The sequence below is a fragment of the Candidatus Saccharimonadales bacterium genome, from assembly GCA_035457485.1.
GTDB lineage: Bacteria > Patescibacteriota > Saccharimonadia > Saccharimonadales > EFPC-124 > DATIBO01.
This window is the reverse complement of the sequence record DATIBO010000006.1, coordinates 808,988-833,190: the sequence shown is the minus strand read 5'-3', so window position 1 is coordinate 833,190 and position 24,203 is coordinate 808,988. Positions and strand designations below refer to the sequence as shown.

Here is a 24,203-nt window from a genome sequence, read left to right as displayed (position 1 = left end):
ATGATTCCTAAACTCCTTAAATCATAGTATAATTAACCCCATGCTAGACATCCGTTATATTCGCGAGCACGCCGAAGAAGTGCAAAAAAAGTCTGAACAAAAAGGCTATAAAGTAGACGTTAAACATTTACTTAAGCTAGATAGTTCGCGTCGCGAATTGAGCGCAAAAATAGAAACTCTACGCAAAAAACGTAATGAACATGCTGCTACGTTAAAACAAGGTAAGCCAACAGAGGAGCAATTAACCGAAGGCCGCGAGCTTAAGAATCAGCTTTCAAAACTCGAGGACGAATTTACAGTTTTAGATAAAGAGTTTTTGGTAGAGCTTAAAAAAGTTCCAAACATGCCGCTTGCGGACGTTCCGGTCGGCGCGAGCGAAGACGAAAACGTAATTACAAAAACCGTAGGCGAACCGACTAAATTTGATTTTGAACCTAAAAACCACAACGAAATTGGCGTGGCTAAAGGTTGGATCGACAAAGAACGTGCCGCAAAAGTTGCAGGAAGCCGCTTTGCGTATGTAAAAGGTGACCTTGTTAAGCTTCAGCGCGCAGTTGTTGACTGGGCGATTGATGTGATGACTGACGAGGTGGTTATTAAAAAAATTGTTGAGCAGAATGGCCTAAGAGTTTCGACCAAACCGTTTACGCCAGTTATGCCACCGGCGGTGATCAAAACTGACGTATACGAAGCCACTGGTCGATTAAATGCCGAGGAAACAACTTACAAACTTGCCGATGATGAAATTTGGCTGAACGCTAGCGCCGAGCACAGCATGTGCCCAATGTACATGGACGAAATCTTGCCTGAGGCCGAGTTACCGATCCGTTATATCGCATATTCAACTTCTTTTAGGCGTGAGGCTGGAACTTATGGCAAAGATATGGAAGGAATCTTCCGCTTACATCAGTTTGATAAGCTAGAAGCCGAAAGTTTTACGACCGCCGAAACCGGCCTTGAAGAGCATAAGCTCATGGTTGCAATCCAGGAGTATCTAATACAGCAACTGAAGCTGCCTTATCGCGTGGTGCAAAAATGCACCTACGATATTGGTGGACCGAACGCGACAGGTGTCGATATCGACTGCTGGCTACCCGGCCAGAACAAATATCGTGAAACTCACACCGCCGACTATATTACAGATTTTCAGGCTCGAAGCTTGCAAACTCGCGTCCGCCTAAAAAATGGCGACGTCGAGCTTGTTCATACTAACGATGCTACAGTTTTGTCGATGCGCCCACTGATTGCGATAATCGAAAACAACCAAGACAAAGATGGCAACGTAGCCGTACCGGAAGTTTTACGACCTTACATGGGCGGCAAAACTAAAATTTAAAGGGGAATATGCTAACACAAATCGAAATTACTGGGGTTAACCTAGATTTGGGCGCGGATATTAAAAAATATGCTCGCAAAAAAATTGGCTCACTCGATAAGTATTTGCCGCGACATGCTCGCAAAACCGCTCATGCAGAGGTTAAATTGCGCCAAACCAATAATCGTTTGGGCAATAAATACGAATGCGAAATTGTTGTGACCGTTCCCGATAAGCAAATTGCCGCCAAAGAATCGACAATGAATATGTTTGCCGCTGTAGATATAGTTGAACAGAAAATAAAAAATCAGTTCGTAAAGTATAAACAAGAGCATGTGGCTCATTTAAAAACTACTCATCCTAATATTTTGCGAAGATTACGAGCAAGATTTTTGGGGTAGCTGTGGCGTAGAAATGCTCAATTATGCCCCGTAATCTATTAGGCGGCTATTGTTGGCAGACCATTCCATTCAGTGCTAAATGTGGGTATACTATTAAGGATTCTTCCCTTTAACTTGGAGACAAATATGCGACAGTTTTTGACAAAAATTTTTGGAGACCCACAAGCTAAAATTTTGCGCCGTTTGCGTAAGAAGGTTGCGACGATTAATTCGTTAAGTAGTAAATACGAAAAGCTTAACGACAGCGATCTTAAAAAGCAAACTAAGGTTTTAAAAGAGCAGCTTGCCAAAAATAAAACCCTAGAAGACATTTTGCCAGACGCCTTCGCTACAGTGCGCGAGGCCTCTAGTCGCACGCTTAAAATGCGCCATTTTGACGTGCAATTAATAGGTGGAATGGCCTTGCACGAGGGCAACGTCGCAGAAATGAAAACTGGTGAAGGTAAGACTTTAGTTGCCACTTTGCCAACCTACTTAAACGCACTAACCGGTAAAGGTGTCCACGTTGTAACCGTAAACGATTACTTGGCGCAACGTGACGCTGGCTGGATGGGTCCGGTTTACGATTTTTTGGGTATGAGCGTAGCGGTGGTTATACCAGATCAGTCATTTATTTACGATCCTACGTTTGAAAACGAAGCCCACGACGACCCAAGGATGAAAAAACTTCGCCCTTGCACTCGTAAAGAAGCCTACGCCGCAGATATTACCTACGGCACAAATAACGAGTTTGGTTTTGATTATCTGCGCGACAACATGGTTAACGAAGTTGATGAGCTGCGTCAGCGCGAACTAAACTTTGCGATCGTGGATGAGGTTGACAGCATTTTAATCGATGAAGCTCGGACGCCGCTAATTATCAGCGCGCCATCCAGCGACAGTGGCAATAACTACGCAAGCTTTGCGGCGATTGCGAAAAAACTTGTACCGGCTGACTACGTTTTGGACGAAAAGCGCCACGCAGTAAACCTGACCGACGAAGGCGTAGAAAAGGTAGAGAAATTGCTTGGAATAGCTAACTTTTACGCGCCCGAGAACGTTCGCGCGGTTTATCACATGAACCAGGCGCTGCGAGCGCAAACTTTATTTAAGCGCGACAAAAACTACGTTGTAACAGTAGAAAAAGAGGTCGTAATTGTAGATGAATTTACCGGTCGTTTAATGCATGGCCGTAGGTACAACGAAGGGTTGCACCAGGCTATCGAGGCTAAAGAAGGTGTGCCAGTTTTGCAGGAAAGCATGACTTTGGCGACGATCAGCTTCCAGAACTACTTTAGACTTTACAACAAACTTTCGGGAATGACAGGAACGGCTTACACCGAGGCTGAAGAATTTCAGCAGATTTATGGTCTTGATGTGATTCAGATTCCGGCCAACAAACCCGTGATCCGCGAAGATAAAACCGACATGATTTTTAAAACCGAAGTTGGTAAGTTTAAGGCGATTGTTGAGACTGTAAAAGAGTACAATAAACTGGGGCGACCGGTGTTAATTGGATCTGTTTCGATCGAAAAGAACGAAGCTCTTAGCAAGGCGCTCACAAAAGCTGGGGTCGTACATCAAACATTGAACGCCAAAAACAACGAGAGCGAAGCCTCGATCATTGCTAAAGCTGGTCAAAGAGGTGCCGTGACTTTGGCGACTAACATTGCCGGCCGCGGAACGGATATCGTGCTTGCGCCGGAAGTTAAAGAACTAGGTGGTTTGGTCGTCATCGGGTCAGAGCGTCACGAATCGCGCCGAATTGACAATCAGTTGCGTGGACGTTGTGGTCGTCAGGGTGACCCCGGTTTGACTCAATTCTACGTTTCGACAGAAGACGATTTGATGCGAATTTTCCAGGGTGAGCGAATCCGCACACTGATGGATAGATTAGGTGTAGATGAGGAAACGCCAATTCAAAACAAAGCCGTGAGCAAAACTTTAGAGAATGCGCAAAAAAAGGTTGAAGGCTTTAACTTTGATGCTCGCAAAAACGTAGTGCAATATGACAATGTTATGAATCGTCATAGGCGCGCGGTTTACACAATCAGGCGCAATATTTTGCTGGGCGGCGATATATCTGAAGAAGTTAAGCAGATGGTTAGGGATGAAGCTAACTTTTTGGCGGCGTTTGGACCAAAAGAAAACCCAAGTTTTGCGGGAGAGTTTGAGGCTGTAATTCCGGTCGCGAATGAAATTCTCAAAAAAATGGAAGCTGCCAAAAAAGACAAAGAGCGCACAGATGTAGCCGAAGAGGAGGCCTTAAATCTTTATCAAAACAAAGAAGCCGAAGTGGGCGAAGAATTAATGCGTAAAGTTGAGCGTGAGGTTTACCTGCAAGTTTTGGATACTTTGTGGATGCGTCACCTAGAGAACATGCAACATTTACGCGAAGGAATTCACTTGCGTGGAATCGGCCAGCGCGATCCGTTGGTAGAATATCGTCAGGAATCTCAACGATTGTTTGAGGAATTACAAGGAACAAAACGCCAGGAAGTGGTGCGAGCGCTACTGCATTTAACTAAACGTGATACCGCGAGTGTTCAGGACGACAGTTTTGATACTGAGCTTACGCGTGCGGCCGAAAACTCGGTCGAGCAGGGTGTAAATGAACTTGGTAAACCACAAAAAGAGGTTAAGTTCGAAACTGCAAGCGAGTCAAAGCAGATGGTTGATGATTCTAAAAAGAAAAAGAGTGACCTTCGTAAAAAACGCAAAAAAGAACGCAAAAATCGTCACAAAAAACATTAGTTTATAGCGTCGCACATTGCGGCGCTAACGAATTTATATTGTAAAGCATAGCTTATTATTTTATAATTCATCAGATCATCCGCTTGCTGCAGAAGTTCTGCGGCGGCTCGAAGGGAGAGCAATGATCTGGGGTGCAAGATCTGACAATTTCCTCCGATTTGAGGTGATTTGTCGGCTAACCGGGGCTTTGGCATTGCCGGAGCCTGAGATTCCAGCAGTGGCGGCGCGATTGGACTTGAAGACCGACTTCGAGTCTGCCGTGGACGCTTACGTGATGGACCGCGACCTCGCGGATCTCATTCACGCCGGCAAGTACAGAGCCGAGGACTATGCTGATGTGGTGGGGAAGGCCGTTTCGCTCGGCCGCCCTCAGTTCGGCTACCGCGGCATGGTCGTACTGGACCTGTACGAGGGTCCAGACGAGAGTGATCCGTTCGGGATCGCAACCCTGACCGCTGGCGGCATTCACCTTGTGCCGCGCGGCGATGGGTTCGATACGAACAACTCGCTTCATGTGGCGGTTGTGCTCATGGCTGGTCGCGGCGATGCGGTTTTCTTCGGCGACCGGGGAGACTCCGATCCCGATCACAGCGACATCGCTGAAGCACTGTTCCGCATCATCGCCGCGTGCAACCCAGACAACGACACGCTTCGGGCTCTGGTGGCTCATCCAGACTTCGGCGTGCAGCTGTCGATTCCACACCTGATGGACGCCCTCAAAATCTGGACGATCGGCCGTGAATTCGGCACGGGTTCGTTGGATGAGGACGAGTTCGTCAAGACGGCGTTCCTGGCTCGCTTCGGCGAGCTCGCCTGGCAAGAGGAGGTCGTAGGCGCCTCGAGCAAGAATCGGGTCTGGATGTCCGAGGCCTTCTCTGACTTCCGCGTCTCAGGCCTGGATGTTCGCTATCCCGATCAGGAAAGCGGCGCCTTCGTCGATGATTAAACCGTCGTCAGTCGGTCAAAACTGACAGCGCCCGGGCAGTGTTCACTTTGCTGTCCGGGCGCATCCCAAAGTTCCCGGGCGACATCTCGCTCCAGGATGGATGTAAGAGAACTTATCAATGGGCGAAGTGCTATAAAAATGTTACGATAGTAAAAGCATTTAACTGGACTCGCCCGATGAAACACACACCCGAAGAAGTAGTTTTAAACAATGGTAGTCGTGGGCTTTTGATTCACGTTCCTAACGCCACCGTAATGAGTTTCGATTTTGAATTTAGAGCAGGCTACGATTATTGTACAAGTGAACAAATCTACGAAACTCCGCACATTATGGAGCACATGGTTCTAGGCGCAAACGAGGATTTTCCGAACTCACGTCAGTTTAACGCCGAACTCGAAAAAAACGGCGCCTACAGTAACGCTAGTACTAGCCCAGCCAGCCTACGATATAATGCCGACTGCGCCGATTTTGAATGGGACCGCGTTTTAAACTTACTGCGTCTCGCAATTACAAAGCCACTTTTTTTGCCAAGTGAATTCGACGCCGAGTACGGCAACGTTAAAGAAGAGCTAACAGGCTACCTGAATAACTATTCGCGCGTGCTATGGCAGCGGATTGGTCAAGAAAGTGGCGAACGCTTTTTTACTGATGAAGAACGCGTAAAACTAATGCCCAAAGTTAAATTAAAAGACATAAAAGAGCATTACAAACGAACTCACACAACCGATAACTTACGTTTTATAATTGTGGGAAACTTAAAAGAAGACCGCAAACAACAGATTTTAAAGTTGCTCGAAAAATGGGATTTACCACGTGGCGAGCGTTACGGATTAAAGCGTGAAGAGCTTGTGGGTGCTGTGCAACCAATTCATATTGTGCGCAAAGATGTAGAAAATATTATGTTTGGGCTAAGTATTCAGGCGAACTGGCGCTTGCCCGACAACGAACTCGATGCCATGAGTGCGTTAAATCATATGCAAACTGGGACTTTGCACTCAGCGATCTTGGGACGCGCACGCGAAAAAGGTTTGGTTTATTCAATGTGGTCAGATTTTGTAGTTAGCGACTCAGCTAGCGAATGGGACTTTGGTGGTCAGGTCAGCATAAAAAATGCGCCCAAGCTTTTTGACATTGTAAAAGAAGAAATTAATAAAGTTTTAGACGGAAGCCTTCCTCAGGCGGATATCGAAGCCGCTAAAAAGTTTGCGCTAGGCAAACATCAGATGGGTTGTCAAACAGTTAGCTCGATCGCAAGTTGGTATGCGCGTCGCTATTATTTTGATGGTTATATTGATGACTATAGTAATCGTCCGCAAGCGATTGCCGCAGTCGACAAGCCGACAATTATAAAAGCTACCGAAGATATGATTGGTGGTAAGCGTTGGGCGTTTGGCGGTCTTGGAAGTGTTTCTGAAAGCCAACTTAAAGATTTGCATAACCAGCTCGGAGGGTTATTTGAATGAAAGTAGCGATCGTCGGTTACGGAGTAGAAGGCGAGAGCGCTTATAAATATTGGGATGCCAAAGGCGCAGATATTACGATTTTCGACGAAAGCGACAACCCAAAGCTTTCTGTGCCCGATGGAGTAACTTTGATAGCCGGTAAAGGTGCACTAAGCCAACTTCATGGCTACGATATTATTATGCGAGTGCCAGCTTTGCGGCCCAGTAAGATAAAAACCGATGGTCAAATAACTTCGGCAACTCGTGAATTTTTTAAAGTTTGCCCGGCGCCAATAATTGGCGTCACGGGCACTAAAGGCAAGGGCACGACATCTACCTTAATTTATGATTTACTGCAAAAGGCTGGAATAAAAACTCACCTGGCGGGCAATATTGGTATGCCAATGTTAGATTTGTTGCCTGACATAAAAAGCGATCATGTTGTAGTTTTAGAACTGAGCAGTTTTCAACTTTGGGACTTAAATATTAGTCCGCACATTGCTGTTGTTTTGATGATAGAGCCTGAGCATCTTGATGTTCACAAAGATTTTGAAGAATACATGACCGCCAAAGCCAATATTGCAAAATGGCAAAAACCTGATGATGTTGTTATTTACAATCCTAAAAACGATGTTTCAGAGCGAATTGCAAATATGTCGGCGGGCAAAAAGATTGCTTACGGATCGATGCAGGCAGCGCATGTGAAGGGTGATGATATTTTTGTTGGCCAAACTTTTATTTGCAAGCTGGGCGACGTAAAAGTTCCCGGCAAGCACAACATAGAAAATATTTGCGCTGCCCTGACGGCTAGTTGGCAAATTGTTCAAAATGCTACTGCGCTTAAACAGGCGATTCAAGATTTTACAGGGCTGCCGCATAGGATAGAGCTGGTCCGCGAAGTGGGTGGGGTTAAATACTACGACGATAGTTTTTCGTCGGCTCCGGGCGCGGCAGTTGTAGCTGCTCAAGCTTTTAGCGAGCCAAAAGTTATGGTGTTGGGAGGTTTCGACAGAAACCTTAGCTTAGATGGAATGGCCCAACGAGTTTTAAAATCTGGTTTGAAAAAGGCTTTGTTGATCGGCCATACTTCGGCTAAATTGCAAAAAATTTTTGCCGACCAAGGCGCGACCAACAAAATTGAAGTTTTGGGCGACAAAGTTACAATGGCGCAAATTGTAAAAAAATGTAGCGAAAGCGCTCAACCTGGCGATGTGGTTATTTTGTCGCCCGGCGCGCCGAGTTTTGATATGTTCAAAGATTTTACAGACAGGGGCGAACAATTTAAGCGTGAGGTAGAATTGTTATGAATTTTGATCCAAAAAATATAACTGAATGTGTTTATTCTTCTTACGATTTTGATTTTGTTACTGGCCAACTAAACTTAAACTACAGTTTAGTCGCTGATCAGGCAAAATGGGATTTTACCGAAGTATTTATCTTTCCGAATATCGAAAATGCAAAAGACTCTAAAGTGCGCCGTGCAGTAGAAAAAGCTGCCGGTTTATTATTTTTGGCGGCCGGCCTAAGCTACTATAAAGCAGCAGCTCCGCCAGTTTTAACCGTGCTAACACCAGTAGCCGAGCAAGAGATTATATTTTTAAAGAAACTTATCAAAAATGGTTTGACTGAGTTTGCATATGTCAATAAACTTTTAAGTTCGTTAGAACCAAAGATTGTTGCCAAAAAAATTGTCGAACTTGACTCGGTAGCGCTATCCGATTTTAAAAATGGACCAATCGTGCCTGTGGGTGGTGGCAAAGATTCTATAGTCACTCTTGAAGCTTTAAAATCGGCAGGCTTTAAGCCTACTTTATTTTCAGTAAATTCTTTTGAACCGATAACTAAAACGGTAGAGACCGCTCAATTGCCTTACGTGCTTGTGACGCGCAAGATCAGCTCAGAATTAGTCAAGATTAACAGGGACGGTGGTCTTAACGGCCACGTACCGGTTACGGCTATAAATTCTTGTGCAGCGCTGATATCGGCAATTTTGAACGGTTCTGCGAGTGTGGTTTTTTCTAACGAGCGTTCGGCGTCGGTCGGAAACGTTATTTGGGAAGGCATAGACGTTAACCATCAATGGTCAAAAAGTTTAACAGCCGAAAAGCTAATTAGCGAAACTATCAGGCAGGTTGTTTCGCCTAATATTAAATATTTTTCGCTACTTAGGCCGTTTTCGGAACTACGCGTGGTTAGAAAGTTTTCTGAACTTTTAAAATACCATAGTGTTTTTACAAGTTGTAATCGTGCGTTTTTTCTAGATCCTGCGCGACGTCGAACTTGGTGTGGTGAGTGCGATAAATGCCGATTCGTGTTTTTAATGCTGGCGCCGTATATGTCGGATCGTCAGTTAGAAAGCATTTTTAAAAAGAATTTATTTGACGACGAAACTCAGCTTGATGGTTTTAGGGAATTATTAGGGATAAAAGGCCATAAGCCACTGGAGTGTGTGGGCGAGATAGAAGAATCACGCACGGCGTTACTATTGGCTGCCAAAAAGTCCGATTGGCAGAATACACCAGTTGTAGTTAATATGTTGGCCGAAATACCGGAATCAGCTCTACCGACAAAGTCTCAGCAGGAGTATGTGTTTTCTAAGAGCAAAAACCACCTAGTACCTACCGAATTTGACGCTGCCGCTGATTTTATAGATTAGCGTATAATTATTTTATGGACGAGATCGAAAAACAGGCCGCCGAGCTTTTAAAAAATATTGACATTGCTTTTAAAAAGCTTGATTTAAATGAACGTCAGATCGAGTTAGAGGAGCTGCGCGAACTAATTGCTGAGCCAGATTTTTGGCAAGATAACTTAAAAGCGCAAGAAGTTACTAAGCGATTGGCAAAAATTAAGGATCAAATTGAACCATGGGTCAAGCTTAAAAACGACGTGCAAGAAATCGTGGAGCTTGCAAAAGAAGATGACCAAACGATAAAACAAGAACTTAAACAGCAACTTGTGTCTGCACAAACAGACTATAAAAAATTACAGTTCACTTTGCAGTTTTCAGGCAAATATGATGATCGTGATGCAATTTTGCGTTTGAGTGCCGGTGCTGGCGGAACAGATGCCCAAGACTGGACGCAAATGCTCGAACGCATGTATTTGCGTTGGGGTGAGCATTCAGGTATGAAGACTGAACTAATCGAAGAATCGCCCGGCGAAGAGGCTGGTTTAAAAAGCGCAACTATAAGTGTTAGTGGGCCTTATGCTTACGGAAAACTAAAAGGCGAACACGGCGTTCATAGATTAGTGCGTTTGAGCCCATTTAACTCTGATAATTTACGCCAGACAAGTTTTGCGTTAGTTGAGGTCTTGCCCCAGATCGACACCCCCGAAGAAGTCCATATCGACGATTCCGATCTTAGGATAGATGTTTATAGATCTGGCGGCAAAGGTGGTCAAAGTGTTAATACAACTGATAGCGCAGTGAGAGTTACACACATCCCAACTGGAATTGTTGTCGCAATCCAAAACGAGCGCAGCCAGTTGCAAAACAAAGACACTGCACTTAAAATTCTGCGCTCCAAGCTTGCTCAACTACAGATCGAACAGCATAATAAAAAGCTCAATGAGCTTAAAGGTCCGACAAAATCTGCCGAATGGGGGGCGCAGATTCGTAATTATGTCCTACATCCGTACACGTTGGTGAAAGACACTCGTAACGGCCACGAAGAACGGGATGCTCAAAAAGTCTTGGATGGCGAGATCGACGGGTTTATTGAGGCATATTTAAATCTGGGTTAGTAAGTCAGGCGAGAATTTAAAATCGTAATACATTAGTGTTTTTTAATGTATACTAATTATATCTTATGACTTACGCTCCAGAATCAGTAGGAAGCATCATGGCCACAAAATTGCCTACATGTGGTTTGGGTGACTCAAGAACAGATATTATAAAAATGCTTTCGGGCAAAAAGTGGGACAGTACTCACAACGTTTATGTTGTAGATTCTAAGAATAAATTGCGCGGTGTTGTGCACATGTGGGCGCTTTTTAGGGCTGGACCAGCAACAAAAGCTAGCGAAATCATGTTGCCGGCAAGCTATACTCTAAACCCTAAAGATGATCAGGAAAAAGCCGTCTACCACGCGATAAAAGAGGATGTAATTTCGATCCCAGTAGTCGATAATCAAGGCCAACTTATGGGCGTCGTGACGGCTCACAGCATAATCGATGTCATGCATGACGAGCATGTCGAGGATACCTTAATCACGGCAGGTATTCGCAGTAAAGGTTCTGGCATTATCAAGCTCGCGACAGAGCGAACTTTCAGAGTGGTTAAGTCGCGAGCTCCTTGGCTACTTTTTGGCTTATCGGTGGGCTTGGGGTTGGGTTTTATAACCAGTTTGTTCGAAGAGTCGCTTAAAACCAATGTTGCTATTGCGTTCTTCGTGCCGGTAATAGCATATATCGCTGATTCGGTAGGAACGCAGTCTGAAACCATTGCAATCAGAGCGATAGCCACTTTAAAAATTGACTTTAGAATGTACTTGTTACGCGAACTTTCAGTAGGAATTGTTCTTGGTGCGATGGTTGGAGTCTTGGGCGGAGTGGGCGCTAGTTTAATCGCGCACTCATTGCAGGTTGGTATTGTTGTTGCAACGGCCTTGTTTTTGGCAAGCTCAATTGCTGCAGTTTTGGCAACAATTATTCCTATTATATTTAAGAGGCTCGGTAAAGATCCGGCCCTTGGGAGCGGCCCTTTGGCGACGGCCTTTCAAGATGCGATTAGCGTTACTGTCTATTTGCTACTGGCGCTTTGGCTGCTATAAAGTTTACGCTTAAGCTAAGCAGGTGATACAATAATTACTAATGATTTTGTTAGACAGGGTAACTAAGGTATTCGGCAAAGATAGCAAGCAGCCGGCAATAAGTAGGGTGAGCTTGCATATTGAGCCAAAAGAATTCGTGATTATAGTTGGTACTAGTGGCGCCGGCAAGTCTACTTTGCTCAAACTTTTGACCCGCGAAGAAAAGCCAACTAGCGGTAAAATTGTGGTTGGGGGAATAGACTACGATACCTTGCGCGATCGCGATGTGCCACTTTTGCGTCGCAAAATAGGGGTGGTTTTTCAGGATTTTAAGCTACTGAGCCAACGCACTGTCTTTGAAAATGTTGCTTTTGCGCTAGAAATTGCCGGTATGAGTAATCGTGAAATCAAAAACACAGTGCCTAAGGTGATCGAATTGGTAGGCCTAAAGGGTAAAGAAGATAAATTTCCGGGTGAACTCTCGGGTGGTGAGCGACAACGCGTTGCTATTGCACGCGCGGTTGTGCGGCAACCTAAAATCCTGCTTGCTGACGAACCGACTGGCAATCTTGACCCTAAGCACAGCTGGGATATTGTTCGACTACTAGAGAAAATTAATCGATACGGGACTACTGTAATTTTAACTACGCACAATCAAGAAATAGTAAATAAATTAAAGCGCCGTGTTATTACAATGGACTATGGCAAAGTTGTGGCTGATGTCGCTCAAGGCGCTTACCAACAGGGTAAATAATGAAAAGAAGCTGGATCACATTTTTAAGAATTTGCAGGTATGGCTTTAGTAGCTTTACACGTAACGCATGGTTGAGTACGGCAGCGACAATCGTAATGGTCGTAACTTTAATGATTTTACTTACAACTTTTACTGCGCGTATGGTCTTTAACGACACTTTGAGTAAAATTCGGGAAAAAATTGATGTTTCAGTTTATTTGTCTGACGAAATAACAGACGAGCAGCGTGATAATTTTGTTGCTGCTATTAAAGGGCTGGAAATCGTCACAAACGTTGACTATATAAGCAAAGCTCAAGCTCGCGACGTTTTTAAAGATCAAAACAAGGCCTACTTTGAGCAACTTGAAGCTCTGGGCGAACTGGGCGAAACTAATCCTTTCCCTGCAAGTTTACGTATTTATACAAATGATCCAGATCGACTGGATGAAATTAGCACACTAGTTAATAGTGTGGATTATACACCACTTCAGTCTGAGCCAGCTTCTATTTCGGGTGAGCGCCGGGCGGCTATAGATACAATTGCACGGGCGGCTAAGTTTTCGGAGATTGCCGGAATAGTGGCTTTGGTTGTGTTTGTTACGCTTTCAATTATGATAATTTTTAACACAATCCGTATGGCGATCTTCAATCGTCGTGACGAGATCGAAATTATGAAATTAATCGGTGCGAGCAAAAACTTTATTCGAGGTCCGTTCATCGTAGAGGCATCGCTATATGGCGTGTTTGCTGCAATAATTACAATAGTTTTAATGTACGGTGTGCTCCTAACTGTGGGACCCAACTTAACAAACTACGACATTGAGGTATCTCATACTTTGGCAGTTTTTGCTAACTGGCCAATTGTGATTTTCTCGGCCTTGTTAGGTGTGGGCATTATGATTGGCGTTATATCATCCTTCTTGGCGATAAGACGGTACTTAAAGCTTTAGTATGAGTGAATATCGTGGTGAAACGGGGATGTCCGATCGCGATAGGGCGATGATGGCGATCGATTCAAAGCCGCAGAATACTGGTTTTGATTTATTTCTTTAGTTCGACAGATTGCACTAAATAGTTCAAGTCGTTCGGGTGGCTTGACGTTCTTTAGATAAAAAGGATATGCTTAAACTGTGAATAGAAGATTTTTTATGCAAAAAATTTGGGCATTGTTTTTATTCGCCCTAGTCTTAAGTACTGTAGTACCAGTAAAAATGGTGGCAGCTGACAGCTTTGATGAGCAGATTAAGGCGTTAGAAAATGAAATTTCCGGTTACCAGGCGGAAGCTGGCCGTTTGCGTGAGACGTCGGACACACTGCAAAACGAAATCGGTGCATTGCAAGCCGAGCGAAACACGATTCAAAAACAGATTGAACTCAACGAAGCAGAGCTTGCCCGTTTACAAAACGAAATAGTTTTAACTGAGCAGCGTTTGCAGAATCAGATGAAGCTTTTAGCTGGCAATTTGCGATCGATGTACCTTGAGAGCTCAATTTCGCCACTCGAAATAGTCGCATCCTCAAAAAGTATTTCTGATTTTATTGATAAACAAGAATATCGCGAACAAATTAGGGCACAGGTTCAAAAAAATATCTCTAGTATTAGGGATCTACGTACTCAGTTAGACGGCCAAAAAGTTGCGGTTGAGCAGAAACTAGAAGACCAAAAAAAGCAAAAAGAGACACTTGTCGCGAAGGAACAGCAACAAGCACAGCTTTTGGCCCAAACTCAAGGCCAAGAGGCAGCATACCAGGAGCTTAGTAAGGAACGTAACTCTAGGATCGCCGAGCTTCGTGCTCAACAGGCGGCCGCCAACCGTAAAAATGTGGGTGGTAACATTGTTGCCGGGGATCCTGGCCGTGGTGGATATCCATCGGTTTGGCATAATGCTCCGATCGACAGCTTAGTGGATAGCTGGGGGATGTATAACCGCGAGTGCGTAAGCTATACCGCCTGGAAAGTCTATCAATCAGGGCGCTACATGCCTTATTGGGGTGGTCGTGGTAACGCTAACCAATGGCCATCTAGTGCAGCAGCCGACGGAATTGCAACTGGTAGCACGCCAAAGGCCGGAGCCGTGGCAATAAGTATGAGCGGTCCTTACGGCCACGCAATGTATGTTGAAGCCGTTCTTGATGGAGGCGCCAGTATTTACGTTAGTCAATATAACTATGGTTGGGCTGGTGAATACAGCGAAATGACATTATCTTCTTCGGGATTAGTCTACATATACTTCTAAAAAAATGTAAACGCGTGGTAGTATAGACACAGTTATTATAAACATTTTGGGAGCTTGAAGTGCAGCAAAAGGGCAAAAAATTGCGTGTGCCGAGATTCGTTTCGACATTAAAAAACACAAAAGTGGGCGTGGGCACGCTTGTAGTCGTAGTCCTTTTGGTTGCCTTTGGCGGCTTTATTGCTGGCACAAGAAGTTCCGAAATCGCAGCATTTATTGGCTTAAAACAAAGAACCGAAGTTATAGATTTCTCTAGTTTACAGAATGTCTACGAAGCATTAAGTAGCCAGTTTGATGGAAATATAGACAAACAAGCACTGATAGATGGCGCCAAAAAAGGATTAGTCGAGGCGGCTGGCGACCCATATACAGTATTTTTTACCGACAAAGAAGCTTCAGAATTTTTGCAAGAACTTGACGGAAGGTTCTCGGGGATTGGCGCTGAATTAGGTAAAAAAGATGATTTTATTACAATAGTATCCACGTTGGACGAATCGCCGGCTTTAAGGAGTGGTTTGCAACCGGGTGACTTTATAGTTAAGGTCAACGACCAAGACACAACTGGTTGGTCGATTGAAAAAGCTGTTTCACAGATTCGCGGCGAAAAGGGCACAACTGTAAAACTGACGGTTTTACGCGATCAACAGGTTAAAGATTTTTCGATTGTGCGTGAGGAAATTGTAAACCCTAGCGTAAAATATGAGATCACTCCAGATAACATTGGGTATCTAAGGATCTCGCGGTTCTCGGATTCAGATACGTTTAGGCTGGCTACGAAAGCAGCTAAAGAGTTTAAAGAAGCTGGCGTAAAGGGTGTGGTGCTTGATTTACGGGGTAACGGTGGCGGGTACTTGGGGGCTGCACAAGATATTTCGGGGCTCTGGCTGAAAGACAAAGTTGTAGTCGAAGAAAGAACCGGCGACAAGATTGTAGAGACTCTAAAAACTGATGGCAGCGCGATTTTATCTGGCGTGCCAACCGTAGTGCTAATCGATGGTGGAAGTGCCAGTGCTAGCGAAATTGTAGCTGGCGCACTAAACGACTACGATGCAGCTGTATTGCTTGGGACAAAAACATTTGGCAAGGGAAGTGTACAAACGATCGAGCCTATTGACGGCGGCGGACAGCTAAAAGTGACTGTTGCAAAATGGTACACTCCAAATGGTCGCAACATTAACAAAGAGGGAATCGAACCAGACGTAGTGGTAGAAGCCGGTGAAGACTTGACGAATGATGCACAAAAGTCGGCTGCATTTGAAAAGCTCCGCTAACTTAGCTAAACTGTAGGTAGTATGAACCCAAAAAAGAAGATTTTACTTGTAGAGGATGATAAAGCCCTAGCCTCGGTATATGTTTCCCGTTTGGAACTTGAAGGATTCGATGTACGGCATGTAGTTAATGGCGAAGAAGCGCTTTCGGCCGCGATAGAATATAAGCCAGACTTGATTGTGCTTGACGCTATGATGCCAAAGATCAGTGGTTTTGATGTGCTAGATATTTTGCGCAACACGCCAGAAACAAGCAATGTCCGCATTATTATGCTCACTGCGTTGAGCCAAGAAAAAGACAAGGAAATGGCCGAGAAACTCGGAGCCGATGATTACTTGGTGAAGTCTCAGGTTGTAATTGGTGATGTTGTAGATAGAATTAAACATCATCTAGGCATGAGTCTGTAATTTAGTAAACATAAGCTCATTGCATAATTGGCTTTTTTGTGTTACCGTAAATTTATTAGCAAAAATAAAAAAGAGATACAAAAATGAGTGAATTTGTTCCATTCGATCCTAACGACGAGCGTTTTAAACTTGAACCAAAGCCTGGATCTGGCGAGGAGGCAGAAGTTAGCAAGGAAGTCGAAGGTGAAGCGGATCTAGACCAGTCACACGCCGAAGAACTTGGGGCCGGAGGTGAGCAGCAAGAAGATCGACGAGAAGCTGACAGCAAGAATTATTCGTTTGAGAATGGCGTTCTACATGGTGAGGCAGCACCACCCCAAACTGCGCAGCGCATTGTTAACGAACCAGGTGGAATGCTTGGCGGGCAACCTAACCCTTACGCCGAGTCACCAAAGCCAACCGCAAACAGCACGGGAGTAATCGGAGCACCTACTGAATCTTCTTTACCTAATCAGCGTTGGACAGGAGGAGTAATAGGTGAGCAGGGAGCCGCACCAACAAGAAAAGTTGGCCCCAACACCCCAGGTGGAATAATCGGAAACTAACAAAAAACTCCCGAAAAATCGGGAGTTTTTATTTTTAACCAAAGACTTTTATTTAACAATCACTTGAGTGCGAGTGGTTGTTTTGCCTGTAAAGCGTTTGGTCTTTACTTTTGCAAAGCTTACAACGCCAGCTTTTGCGGCATGAATAGTAAAGTTACGAGCCATAAAAGTGCCAGGACCAGCAATTTTGGTCTGACCAACTTGACGAACCAAAACTTCGCCTTCGTTTACTTTTTGGCCGCCAAAGCGTTTAACACCAAGCCGTTGGCCGGGTGAATCGTGTACGTTCTTACTGGTTGCACCTGCTTTTACATGTGCCATGGGGTGTTACTCCTTAACTGATAAAACTAGCAATTCGCGGGCGACGATTTGGTCGGCGCGGTGGTAGATTAACTCTCCATTGCTAGAATGTTGAAATCTTAAACGATTATAGCCCAAACTCTCGAGGTGGTCAAGTGCTGGCAGGTGTTTAAATGATTTTCCATCAAACCAGGCTGGTACCGCAATGCAATGGCGCGATCCAGGTTTTAGCTGTGGACGCAAATTTTTTAAAAATTTCTCTGTTATTAGATTACAATTGCCGATAATTTCGCGGAGTTTCTCGGGCTTTGGTAATCCGGAAAGTGGTTGACCTAAGTAGGTTTCGCAAACCACATTTGTAAAATTAAAATCGCGCCATTCAAACTTCGTAGCATCTCCAACCTGAAGTTTGCCTAACATTTGTTTTATTTCGTATGATTTTTTAAGCCAATCCAAGTTTTCGGCGGTGTAGTCAATCATTTTTTGACTTAAATCTGTGCCTGCGACTTCAAATCCGGCAAGTAAAGCTTCTTGTAGGACTACGCCTGTGCCGCAAAAAGGGTCTAAAATCTTAGCGTTTTTTTGATCTCCAACTGCCAAGTTAACCATTGTCTGGGCAAGTTTAGGAGGTAGCATGCCTACGAATGCGTCACGTTTTGGCCTGCCAAAGTCGCGACGAGCGTAATCATCCACGTCTTGGACGGATACAGTCTTGGCGACAACTGTTTTGTAGTCATCTTTAATTAGACATAATTCAATACCAAGGTTACTTGTTAGTTGGTTGTGTAAAACCTGTGCGCTATTTAAAGCAGATCCAGCGCCGGGTATAAACCTTAGGCTGTGGCCGTTTTTACGTGCGATTTTTTTGAGTTCTAAGCCGGTCCTAAAAACTTGCTGCGAGTTAGCATTAATATCGTAAATACTAATACCAAGTTTGATCTTGCCGTTTTCTGGCATAGTGGCAACGTAGTTTAAAAAGTTTTTAATTAGTAGATCGCTAATTCGCCGCCAATCAGTGGATTGAAACTCATCTATTTGCTCGGCAACTTTAAGAGTTCCACCAAGCCTCGCAATGTTAATTTCATTGTTTACAAAAGCAGCCTGTTTTCCTACAGGGGTGACGTCGCTATAAATACTTTCGAGTTCTGCGATTCCGATTTTAGGTTGACGGCCGAGAAGTGCTATCATGTCTACAGTATAACTTTTTTACATGCGATCTCATAAAAAATTCAATTGGAAACTTTGGTTAAACTTATTCACGCTAGGGGCGCTAGTATTTTTGATCGTGTTTGCCTGGCCGGACATTGTTGACGCACTTCATAAGTCGCAAGGATTGAATATTTGGCCCCTCTTGGCGATGATTCCAATAAATATTGCTTTTTACTTTGGTCTGTCTGAATTTTTCTACCACTTTTTTTTGGTTCTTCGCTGTAGGGTCCAGCGCAGGATTTTGTTACCTGCGGTAGCGGAGCTGAACTTTGTTAACCATGTTTTTCCCAGCGGCGGGTTATCTGGTTTTTCGTATTTTACTTGGCGTCTAAAACCTTACGATGTGTCGACGGCTCGATCGACTTTGGCGCAAATCGGTAGGTTTGCATTCGGTTTTATAGTTCATATTATTTTAATGTTCATTTCGCTATTTTTGCTGGCGGCCGACGGTAAAGCTAATGCACTGGTTATTATAATCATAACTGTAGTTGTGGTGTCGCTAATGGGCCTGACGGGTCTAATAATATTCGTTATAGGTCAGCGTGATCGAATTATAAACTTTACAAAGACATTGGCAAATTTTATAAACCACATCTTACATAAGTTCGGAAAACGTCCCGAGGTTGTGCGAATCAAGAAAGTTGAACAAACCTTTCTTGAGCTACACGAAGATTACGTTATGATCAAAAATAATATTCTAGAAATGCGCGCTGCTGCATTTTGGATGGCGCTTGCAATATTTTTTGAGATGGCTCTGTTGTATGCGGTTTTTGTAGCACATGGGCAATGGGTTAATCCGGGGGTGGTGGTTGTGGCTTTGGTAATCTCGAGTGTGGCTGGCTTGATCGCTGCCTTGCCGGGGGGCTTGGGCGTTTTTGAGCCACTTATGACTGCTCTTTTTGTAAGTATGGGCATTTCGCCCGGATTAGCACTAAGCGTTACTCTGATTTTTAGGATAATAACTTTAGCATTAACATTGATTATGGGCTACCCAACGTATCAATTGGCGATAAACAGGTATGGAAAAACAGATCTACAGCGTAAGTGATTTAATAAGCGTAGTTAATCAGACGCTTGAGTTTGCTTACCCGACCGTGATAGTGGAAGGCGAAGTGGCATCATTTAAGGTTAGCAAAAATAAATTTGTGTTTTTTGACATTAAAGACAATGACGGCGTCATAGGCTGCTTTATGATGATTTACAGCTTAAGAATCCCGTTAGAAGATGGAATGAAAGTTAGACTAATTGCTCAGCCTAAGCTTACGCCTTGGGGAAAGTTTAGCTTATCTGTGCGCGAGGTCTTGCCAGTTGGCGAAGGGACTATAAAACGCGCATTCGAGATTCTTAAGGCAAAATTGCAAAGCGAGGGTTTGTTTGACTCATCGCGGAAACGCATTTTGCCAAAAATTCCAGGTCGCGTCGGCGTTATTGCATCGTCGGAATCGTCAGGCTACGCAGATTTCATTAAAATTATTAACCATCGGTGGCGTGGAATTCAGATTGAGGTTGCAGATGTGCAGGTTCAGGGTGTCGGTGCAGGTCAACAGATTATTAAAGCGATCGACTATTTTAATCAGCAGCCAAATTTAGTAGAAGTTCTAGTAATTATAAGGGGCGGGGGAAGCGCTGAGGACCTGGCTGTCTTCAACGAGGAGCCGCTTGTGCGAACGATTGCGGCAAGCCGTATTCCAACCTTAGTAGGTGTGGGGCACGAAACAGATACAAGTTTATGTGACTTAGTGGCTGATCTGCGGGCTGCCACTCCGAGCAATGCAGCGCAGCTCTTGACGCCCGATCGCGAGGCCGTGCTTCGTGAACTTAGCCAGCGCGAGCAAAGATTCTTGAGCCATATCCAAAGCTCGTTGCAAGCAAAAAAACTAAGAGCGTTGCAGGCGGTCGGGTTGATGTTTTCGAGTATTGACCAGACTCTAGAGCTGCGAATGCACCAGCTGCAAATGGCAAGCAGACTATTAAACCAGGTTAATCCTAGTGCGGTGCTAAGGCGGGGTTATTCCTTGGTTAGGCAAAACGGCGCCTTGCTAAAGAGTGGCTTAAAACTTAAAAAGGGCGACGAGCTGGTGATTGAACTTAGCGATACAATAATTAATGTAGGAGTGCAAGATGTCAAAAAATCTTAATGATCAATTTAAGGAACTTGACGAACTTTTAGCGTGGTTCGAGCGTCCTGACCTAGATGTAGAAGAAGCGCTAGCTAAATTCGAAGAAGGCGTTAAGCTGACCGACGAAATAAAAAAGCGAATAAGCGAGGCTGAGAACAAAATAACAATCTTAAAAGAAAAGTTCGCCGAGTAATGCTTTTGGCTCTGGTTGGTTTAGTAATTTTCATATTTTTTGGATTGGTGGTTTTTTTTGGTGCACCGTACGTACCGACGCATAAAAAGGTTTTGATCGAGATGTTCGACGAGCTGGCCCTTAAAAGAGGCAGCACTTTTGTAGATTTAGGCTCTGGCGACGGCAAGCTTTTAAAATTAGCTGCCCAAAAAGGATATAAAGCAGTCGGTTACGAAATAAATCCAATTTTGTGCGTTATAAGCTGGGTGCGTTGTTGGCGATATCGCGATGTAGTAAAAATTTATTTGCGCAATTTTTGGATCAGTGATTTACCGAAGCAAACAGATGTAGTTTTTGTGTTTTTGGCTGATATATTTATGCAAAAATTCAAGCAAAGAATGATTGATCAATCTAAAATTTTGAAGAAACCAATTCTAGTCGTGAGTAATGGATTTAAAATTCCGGGCACAAAGCCCGTCGGGTCGATAAAATCTCTGCAGATCTATAAAATAGGTTAGGCTTTACAAAAAACCCTAGAGTTTCTACTATATAAACATATGCATAACCAGAACGGTTCTCAGGTTTTACTTGTAATGACGATTGTTCTTTCTGTTTTGACTGTGGGTTTTGGCGGTTTTAGTGTTTGGGCATATCTAAATTATCAGGAACAAAAAAATAATGTAGACGGCATTGTGGCTGAATCCGTCGTCTTGGCACAAGAGCAACAAAAGGCGACCGATGAAGCAGGTTTTGTCGAAAGAGAAAAGCTTCCGACAAGGCAATTCGTTGGTCCGGCTGATCTCGGTCAAGTTACTTTTGATTTTCCTAAGACGTGGAGCTTATATATAGAGGCGGATGGCTCGGCGGGAACAGGTTATAATGCTTACTTTCACCCTGGTGCGGTTTCTAACCCAACCAGACAACAGCCATATGCACTGCGTGTAGTTATTTTAAATTCTACTTACGAAAACTCGCTTGCGGCTTTTCAGCAAGGGGTGCAGGACGGCACACTAAAAGCCTCGGCCATAACTGTTAACGGTCAGGTGGGCACACGATTTGATGGTAAGCTAGGTCAGAGTAACGGGTCGCTGGTCCTGCTTAAATCACGCGATAAATCAATCGAAATCTTTACAGAATCAGATGCATTTTTAGGCGATTTTAACAATATAATTTTGCCCTCACTTAAGTTTAATCCGTAGTGCTTGTGCTTAGCTGATTTTGTTTTGTTACACTGGTATTAATGAAAGGTGAACGGGTAGATTTAGTTGTTGCAGTAGCGCATGAGCTAAAAGCGCCGTTAGCTTTAATTAGGCATTTGTCGTACGACCTAAAAGAAACAGACCTCAGCCAAAACCAAAAGCAGGCAATAGAAAGAATAATAATTACTGCCGAGAGGAGTTTGCGCCTAGCGAGTCAGTTGACGAATAGTAGTCGTCTAGAAAACATAAGAAATCTGGATCTAATAAATACTCTTGAGCCTACCAACGTGCAGCTAGTTTGCGAGCAGGCTCTAAACGAAATGTTACCATTTGCGGCGAAGTTTGATCAGAAGCTGCATTTAATTAAGCGCAGATCTAGCAATCTGGCTTTGGCAAATAGGGAAGTTCTGCATGATGTAATCGTGAATCTACTGGATAACTCGGTGCGTCACAATCCACAGGGTGGCCTAGTTGAGCTGAGTATAGCTGAGACTAATGGTTTAGTCAGATTAAATGTTAAAGACAATGGACCTGGTATCGATGCGGTTGAGTTTAAAAGCGTGAGCAATACTATTGGTGAGCGACCGCAGCCATTTAGTGCTAGGCCAGGCACTAGCGGGCTAGGGCTATATGTCGCTGGTCGGCTTACGGCGGCAATGGGTGGCAGGCTGAGCTTAGGCAAGGCAAGGCAAGGTGCTAGTTTTTTTGTGGACCTCTTGCAGTCTAACCAGATGAGCTTTATTTATGAGTAGAATTCTGCTAGTCGAGGATGATATTTGGTCCAAAGATTGCTACGAAGGTTGGCTGCAAAATCACGATTGTGTTTGGGCAGGTGACGCCCAGCTGGCATTGAATAAGCTTGATGAGTCACAGATCGATCTGATTATTTTGGACATGTTTTTGCCAAATTCTAACGGGGTGCAGCTTTTAAATATTTTGGCGTCATATGATGACTTTTTAAAAATTCCTGTGATAATTTTAAGTACTTCGCCACCTAGTAAAAAAACCCTAAAGGCCTACGGCGTTAAAGACGTTTTAGATAAAACAACAATTACCAAAGTTGACTTTGTAAAGGCGGTGAATAATGCGCTACTTTAGGACCGAAGCGATAATATTGCGGCGCACAAATTATGGGGAAGCTGATAGAATTTTGAGCATTATTACTCCTGATCGCGGCAAAATCAGTGTGATTGCAAAGGGTGCGCGAAGGCCAAAGAGCAAACTAGCGGGCGGACTAGAGTTATTTGCAGTTTGTGATATTAACACAATTGAGGGTCGGGGTGATTTGGCGGTCGTAACTGGGGCGCAGATAAAACAATTTTATGGCGCAAAGATTCTGCAGGATTACGATCGAATGCAGTTTGCATACGAAATTTTAAAACAAATTAACAAAGCCAGCGAGACCGTGACAAGTCCGGAGTTTTACCAACTTTTAAAATCATCATTAGCATCACTAGAGGATTTAAGAATTAGCCATGGCTTAGTCGAGGTCTGGTTTAAGTTGAATCTAGGCCATTTGTTAGGCGAAGGAGTCAACTTAGAAACTGATTCGGATGGTGAATTGCTTAGTTCGGATCAAAAATATGACTATGATCAGTCAACAGTTACATTTTTTAAGAATTCCAACGGGAGATTTACAGGAGATCACATTAAATTTTTGCGACTAGCTCAGCAATATTCGCCACCAACATTACACAGAATTAGCGGCGTTGCGCAAATATTAAAAGATGTAAGTCTAATTTTTTACGGCAGCTCGTAAAGGGTGGAAAGCGGATAGGGCGCGGGGGCATTTAAAGTTGCAACTTTGGCGCTGCTTAGGTTAGAAAGATGTAAAAGATTATCTCGAGGGACCCCAGCTTCTTCTGCTGCTGCGCGGGCGCGATCCATGGACATGGCGGACATCGTCGGACTAAACGCGTAACAGATTCCGATTGTTCTCTGCGAGAAGTAAGTCAGGATAGGTTTTGCAGGATGTTCATCGGGGACCGCACCAACAATTTGGTCGACTTCATCCATTGTTTCTACTGGTAGGTGACCGTTTCTAACTCTCTGCACCTCTGTTGCTGTGCAAACAAGTGCAGCTTCGTAAATTTGTCTAACATCTGGCGATAACGTATCAATAAGCGAAATGGCAGCACGCATATCGGCCGACGCCGCTCCGACCGATTCAACCGTGGCAACCTGTAGGTTGGCTTCGGCTCGTAATTGCAGAGCTTGGGCGACTGCCGCACAGTTCTCGGGTGACCTGGCGTCCTCTAGGTTGATATGATCCAAAAATTTTAATGCAACTGTTAAATTCCCTCTCTTTAACGCATCTCGCGCTTTTTTGGCGTTATCAGGGTTGAATTTTGGTTTTTCTGGTTGATTCGGCCGTGCCGGAGAAACTTCAGGATTTTGACTCATACATACCTCGTGTTGATATTC

At 44.1% G+C, this 24,203-nt stretch carries 26 protein-coding genes; 23 read left to right on the top strand and 3 right to left on the bottom strand.

Annotation, left to right across the window (positions count from 1 at the left end):
* Window positions 1-40 precede the first annotated feature (40 nt).
* The 15 genes from serS (at window position 41) to VLA77_04690 (ending at window position 16,779) form a co-directional block, all read left to right on the top strand.
* Complete coding sequence (gene serS, locus VLA77_04760; GenBank protein ID HSE29867.1) at window positions 41-1,336, top strand: serine--tRNA ligase; 1,296 nt, start codon at window positions 41-43, stop codon at window positions 1,334-1,336.
* An 8-nt stretch (window positions 1,337-1,344) separates the two neighbouring features.
* On the top strand, window positions 1,345-1,716 hold the full coding sequence (gene raiA, locus VLA77_04755; GenBank protein HSE29866.1) for a ribosome-associated translation inhibitor RaiA: 372 nt from the start codon (window positions 1,345-1,347) through the stop codon (window positions 1,714-1,716).
* A 126-nt stretch (window positions 1,717-1,842) separates the two neighbouring features.
* Window positions 1,843-4,449, top strand: a complete 2,607-nt coding sequence (gene secA / locus VLA77_04750; GenBank protein HSE29865.1) for a preprotein translocase subunit SecA — start codon at window positions 1,843-1,845, stop codon at window positions 4,447-4,449.
* A 121-nt stretch (window positions 4,450-4,570) separates the two neighbouring features.
* Window positions 4,571-5,395, top strand: coding sequence for a hypothetical protein (locus VLA77_04745; GenBank protein HSE29864.1), 825 nt, complete (start codon window positions 4,571-4,573; stop codon window positions 5,393-5,395).
* Between the two features lie 176 nt (window positions 5,396-5,571).
* Window positions 5,572-6,858, top strand: coding sequence for an insulinase family protein (locus VLA77_04740; GenBank protein ID HSE29863.1), 1,287 nt, complete (start codon window positions 5,572-5,574; stop codon window positions 6,856-6,858).
* Complete coding sequence (murD, locus tag VLA77_04735; protein HSE29862.1) at window positions 6,855-8,144, top strand: UDP-N-acetylmuramoyl-L-alanine--D-glutamate ligase; 1,290 nt, start codon at window positions 6,855-6,857, stop codon at window positions 8,142-8,144. The genes VLA77_04740 and murD overlap by 4 nt, the downstream gene beginning before the upstream one ends.
* Entirely contained in the window at window positions 8,141-9,493 is a 1,353-nt protein-coding gene (locus tag VLA77_04730) for a hypothetical protein (protein HSE29861.1), read from the top strand. The genes murD and VLA77_04730 overlap by 4 nt, the downstream gene beginning before the upstream one ends.
* Before the next feature lie 14 nt (window positions 9,494-9,507).
* Window positions 9,508-10,584 carry a peptide chain release factor 2 gene (gene prfB / locus VLA77_04725; GenBank protein HSE29860.1) on the top strand — a complete coding sequence of 359 codons (1,077 nt, stop codon included), beginning with the start codon at window positions 9,508-9,510 and terminating at the stop codon, window positions 10,582-10,584.
* 65 nt (window positions 10,585-10,649) lie between these two features.
* On the top strand, window positions 10,650-11,612 hold the full coding sequence (locus VLA77_04720; GenBank protein ID HSE29859.1) for a magnesium transporter: 963 nt from the start codon (window positions 10,650-10,652) through the stop codon (window positions 11,610-11,612).
* A gap of 40 nt (window positions 11,613-11,652) precedes the next feature.
* Window positions 11,653-12,345: a cell division ATP-binding protein FtsE gene (ftsE, locus tag VLA77_04715; protein ID HSE29858.1), complete on the top strand. Its 693-nt coding sequence runs from the start codon at window positions 11,653-11,655 to the stop codon at window positions 12,343-12,345.
* Entirely contained in the window at window positions 12,345-13,274 is a 930-nt protein-coding gene (locus VLA77_04710) for a permease-like cell division protein FtsX (protein HSE29857.1), read from the top strand. Before ftsE ends, VLA77_04710 begins: the two co-directional genes overlap by 1 nt.
* Before the next feature lie 198 nt (window positions 13,275-13,472).
* Window positions 13,473-14,561, top strand: a complete 1,089-nt coding sequence (locus VLA77_04705) for a CHAP domain-containing protein (GenBank protein ID HSE29856.1) — start codon at window positions 13,473-13,475, stop codon at window positions 14,559-14,561.
* A 59-nt stretch (window positions 14,562-14,620) separates the two neighbouring features.
* The gene (locus tag VLA77_04700) at window positions 14,621-15,829 is read left to right on the top strand and encodes a S41 family peptidase (protein HSE29855.1); all 1,209 of its coding nucleotides are present in this window, start codon (window positions 14,621-14,623) and stop codon (window positions 15,827-15,829) included.
* 21 nt (window positions 15,830-15,850) lie between these two features.
* Window positions 15,851-16,234: a response regulator gene (locus VLA77_04695; protein ID HSE29854.1), complete on the top strand. Its 384-nt coding sequence runs from the start codon at window positions 15,851-15,853 to the stop codon at window positions 16,232-16,234.
* Window positions 16,235-16,317: 83 nt separating this feature from the next.
* The gene (locus VLA77_04690) at window positions 16,318-16,779 is read left to right on the top strand and encodes a hypothetical protein (protein ID HSE29853.1); all 462 of its coding nucleotides are present in this window, start codon (window positions 16,318-16,320) and stop codon (window positions 16,777-16,779) included.
* 48 nt (window positions 16,780-16,827) lie between these two features.
* Here the strand turns inward: VLA77_04690 and VLA77_04685 are convergent, their stop codons facing one another.
* Together VLA77_04685 and VLA77_04680 are read right to left on the bottom strand one after the other, a co-directional pair.
* Window positions 16,828-17,100, bottom strand: a complete 273-nt coding sequence (locus tag VLA77_04685) for a 50S ribosomal protein L27 (GenBank protein HSE29852.1) — start codon at window positions 17,098-17,100, stop codon at window positions 16,828-16,830.
* Window positions 17,101-17,106: 6 nt separating this feature from the next.
* Window positions 17,107-18,267, bottom strand: coding sequence for a methyltransferase domain-containing protein (locus VLA77_04680; GenBank protein HSE29851.1), 1,161 nt, complete (start codon window positions 18,265-18,267; stop codon window positions 17,107-17,109).
* Between the two features lie 22 nt (window positions 18,268-18,289).
* Here VLA77_04680 and VLA77_04675 point away from each other — a divergent pair, with 22 nt between their 5' ends.
* The 8 genes from VLA77_04675 to recO are packed head-to-tail and all read left to right on the top strand — an operon-like array spanning window position 18,290 to window position 23,538.
* A complete protein-coding gene (locus VLA77_04675; protein ID HSE29850.1) occupies window positions 18,290-19,336 on the top strand; it encodes a lysylphosphatidylglycerol synthase transmembrane domain-containing protein in 1,047 nt (348 codons plus the stop codon).
* Window positions 19,308-20,426 carry an exodeoxyribonuclease VII large subunit gene (gene xseA, locus VLA77_04670; protein HSE29849.1) on the top strand — a complete coding sequence of 373 codons (1,119 nt, stop codon included), beginning with the start codon at window positions 19,308-19,310 and terminating at the stop codon, window positions 20,424-20,426. Before VLA77_04675 ends, xseA begins: the two co-directional genes overlap by 29 nt.
* Entirely contained in the window at window positions 20,410-20,601 is a 192-nt protein-coding gene (gene xseB, locus VLA77_04665) for an exodeoxyribonuclease VII small subunit (protein HSE29848.1), read from the top strand. The genes xseA and xseB overlap by 17 nt, the downstream gene beginning before the upstream one ends.
* Complete coding sequence (locus tag VLA77_04660; GenBank protein HSE29847.1) at window positions 20,601-21,098, top strand: hypothetical protein; 498 nt, start codon at window positions 20,601-20,603, stop codon at window positions 21,096-21,098. Before xseB ends, VLA77_04660 begins: the two co-directional genes overlap by 1 nt.
* Window positions 21,099-21,137: 39 nt before the next feature.
* Entirely contained in the window at window positions 21,138-21,779 is a 642-nt protein-coding gene (locus VLA77_04655; GenBank protein ID HSE29846.1) for a hypothetical protein, read from the top strand.
* Between the two features lie 41 nt (window positions 21,780-21,820).
* Window positions 21,821-22,531: a HAMP domain-containing sensor histidine kinase gene (locus VLA77_04650; protein ID HSE29845.1), complete on the top strand. Its 711-nt coding sequence runs from the start codon at window positions 21,821-21,823 to the stop codon at window positions 22,529-22,531.
* Window positions 22,524-22,877 (top strand): response regulator, encoded by a 354-nt coding sequence (locus VLA77_04645; protein ID HSE29844.1) that lies wholly within the window; start codon window positions 22,524-22,526, stop codon window positions 22,875-22,877. Before VLA77_04650 ends, VLA77_04645 begins: the two co-directional genes overlap by 8 nt.
* Complete coding sequence (gene recO / locus VLA77_04640; protein HSE29843.1) at window positions 22,864-23,538, top strand: DNA repair protein RecO; 675 nt, start codon at window positions 22,864-22,866, stop codon at window positions 23,536-23,538. The genes VLA77_04645 and recO overlap by 14 nt, the downstream gene beginning before the upstream one ends.
* On the opposite strand, the gene VLA77_04635 is transcribed toward recO, so the two are convergent.
* Window positions 23,523-24,182, bottom strand: a complete 660-nt coding sequence (locus VLA77_04635; GenBank protein ID HSE29842.1) for a hypothetical protein — start codon at window positions 24,180-24,182, stop codon at window positions 23,523-23,525. The two genes, recO and VLA77_04635, sit on opposite strands and share 16 nt — an antisense overlap.
* Window positions 24,183-24,203 lie beyond the last annotated feature (21 nt).

What these genes read in the sequence shown, in the direction of transcription:
- raiA (HSE29866.1), top strand. Translation starts at nt 1,345, where the DNA reads ATGCTAACACAAATCGAAATTACTGGGGTTAACCTAGATTTGGGCGCG.
- murD (HSE29862.1), top strand. Translation starts at nt 6,855, where the DNA reads ATGAAAGTAGCGATCGTCGGTTACGGAGTAGAAGGCGAGAGCGCTTAT.
- VLA77_04695 (HSE29854.1), top strand. Translation starts at nt 15,851, where the DNA reads ATGAACCCAAAAAAGAAGATTTTACTTGTAGAGGATGATAAAGCCCTA.
- VLA77_04650 (HSE29845.1), top strand. Translation starts at nt 21,821, where the DNA reads ATGAAAGGTGAACGGGTAGATTTAGTTGTTGCAGTAGCGCATGAGCTA.
- VLA77_04740 (HSE29863.1), top strand. Translation starts at nt 5,572, where the DNA reads ATGAAACACACACCCGAAGAAGTAGTTTTAAACAATGGTAGTCGTGGG.
- xseA (HSE29849.1), top strand. Translation starts at nt 19,308, where the DNA reads ATGGAAAAACAGATCTACAGCGTAAGTGATTTAATAAGCGTAGTTAAT.
- VLA77_04685 (HSE29852.1), bottom strand. Translation starts at nt 17,100, where the DNA reads ATGGCACATGTAAAAGCAGGTGCAACCAGTAAGAACGTACACGATTCA.
- VLA77_04660 (HSE29847.1), top strand. Translation starts at nt 20,601, where the DNA reads ATGCTTTTGGCTCTGGTTGGTTTAGTAATTTTCATATTTTTTGGATTG.
- ftsE (HSE29858.1), top strand. Translation starts at nt 11,653, where the DNA reads ATGATTTTGTTAGACAGGGTAACTAAGGTATTCGGCAAAGATAGCAAG.
- VLA77_04635 (HSE29842.1), bottom strand. Translation starts at nt 24,182, where the DNA reads ATGAGTCAAAATCCTGAAGTTTCTCCGGCACGGCCGAATCAACCAGAA.
- VLA77_04720 (HSE29859.1), top strand. Translation starts at nt 10,650, where the DNA reads ATGACTTACGCTCCAGAATCAGTAGGAAGCATCATGGCCACAAAATTG.
- VLA77_04730 (HSE29861.1), top strand. Translation starts at nt 8,141, where the DNA reads ATGAATTTTGATCCAAAAAATATAACTGAATGTGTTTATTCTTCTTAC.
- prfB (HSE29860.1), top strand. Translation starts at nt 9,508, where the DNA reads ATGGACGAGATCGAAAAACAGGCCGCCGAGCTTTTAAAAAATATTGAC.
- VLA77_04745 (HSE29864.1), top strand. Translation starts at nt 4,571, where the DNA reads ATGATCTGGGGTGCAAGATCTGACAATTTCCTCCGATTTGAGGTGATT.
- VLA77_04655 (HSE29846.1), top strand. Translation starts at nt 21,138, where the DNA reads ATGCATAACCAGAACGGTTCTCAGGTTTTACTTGTAATGACGATTGTT.
- VLA77_04680 (HSE29851.1), bottom strand. Translation starts at nt 18,267, where the DNA reads ATGATAGCACTTCTCGGCCGTCAACCTAAAATCGGAATCGCAGAACTC.
- secA (HSE29865.1), top strand. Translation starts at nt 1,843, where the DNA reads ATGCGACAGTTTTTGACAAAAATTTTTGGAGACCCACAAGCTAAAATT.
- serS (HSE29867.1), top strand. Translation starts at nt 41, where the DNA reads ATGCTAGACATCCGTTATATTCGCGAGCACGCCGAAGAAGTGCAAAAA.
- VLA77_04710 (HSE29857.1), top strand. Translation starts at nt 12,345, where the DNA reads ATGAAAAGAAGCTGGATCACATTTTTAAGAATTTGCAGGTATGGCTTT.
- VLA77_04675 (HSE29850.1), top strand. Translation starts at nt 18,290, where the DNA reads ATGCGATCTCATAAAAAATTCAATTGGAAACTTTGGTTAAACTTATTC.
- VLA77_04705 (HSE29856.1), top strand. Translation starts at nt 13,473, where the DNA reads ATGCAAAAAATTTGGGCATTGTTTTTATTCGCCCTAGTCTTAAGTACT.
- xseB (HSE29848.1), top strand. Translation starts at nt 20,410, where the DNA reads ATGTCAAAAAATCTTAATGATCAATTTAAGGAACTTGACGAACTTTTA.
- VLA77_04690 (HSE29853.1), top strand. Translation starts at nt 16,318, where the DNA reads ATGAGTGAATTTGTTCCATTCGATCCTAACGACGAGCGTTTTAAACTT.
- VLA77_04645 (HSE29844.1), top strand. Translation starts at nt 22,524, where the DNA reads ATGAGTAGAATTCTGCTAGTCGAGGATGATATTTGGTCCAAAGATTGC.
- recO (HSE29843.1), top strand. Translation starts at nt 22,864, where the DNA reads ATGCGCTACTTTAGGACCGAAGCGATAATATTGCGGCGCACAAATTAT.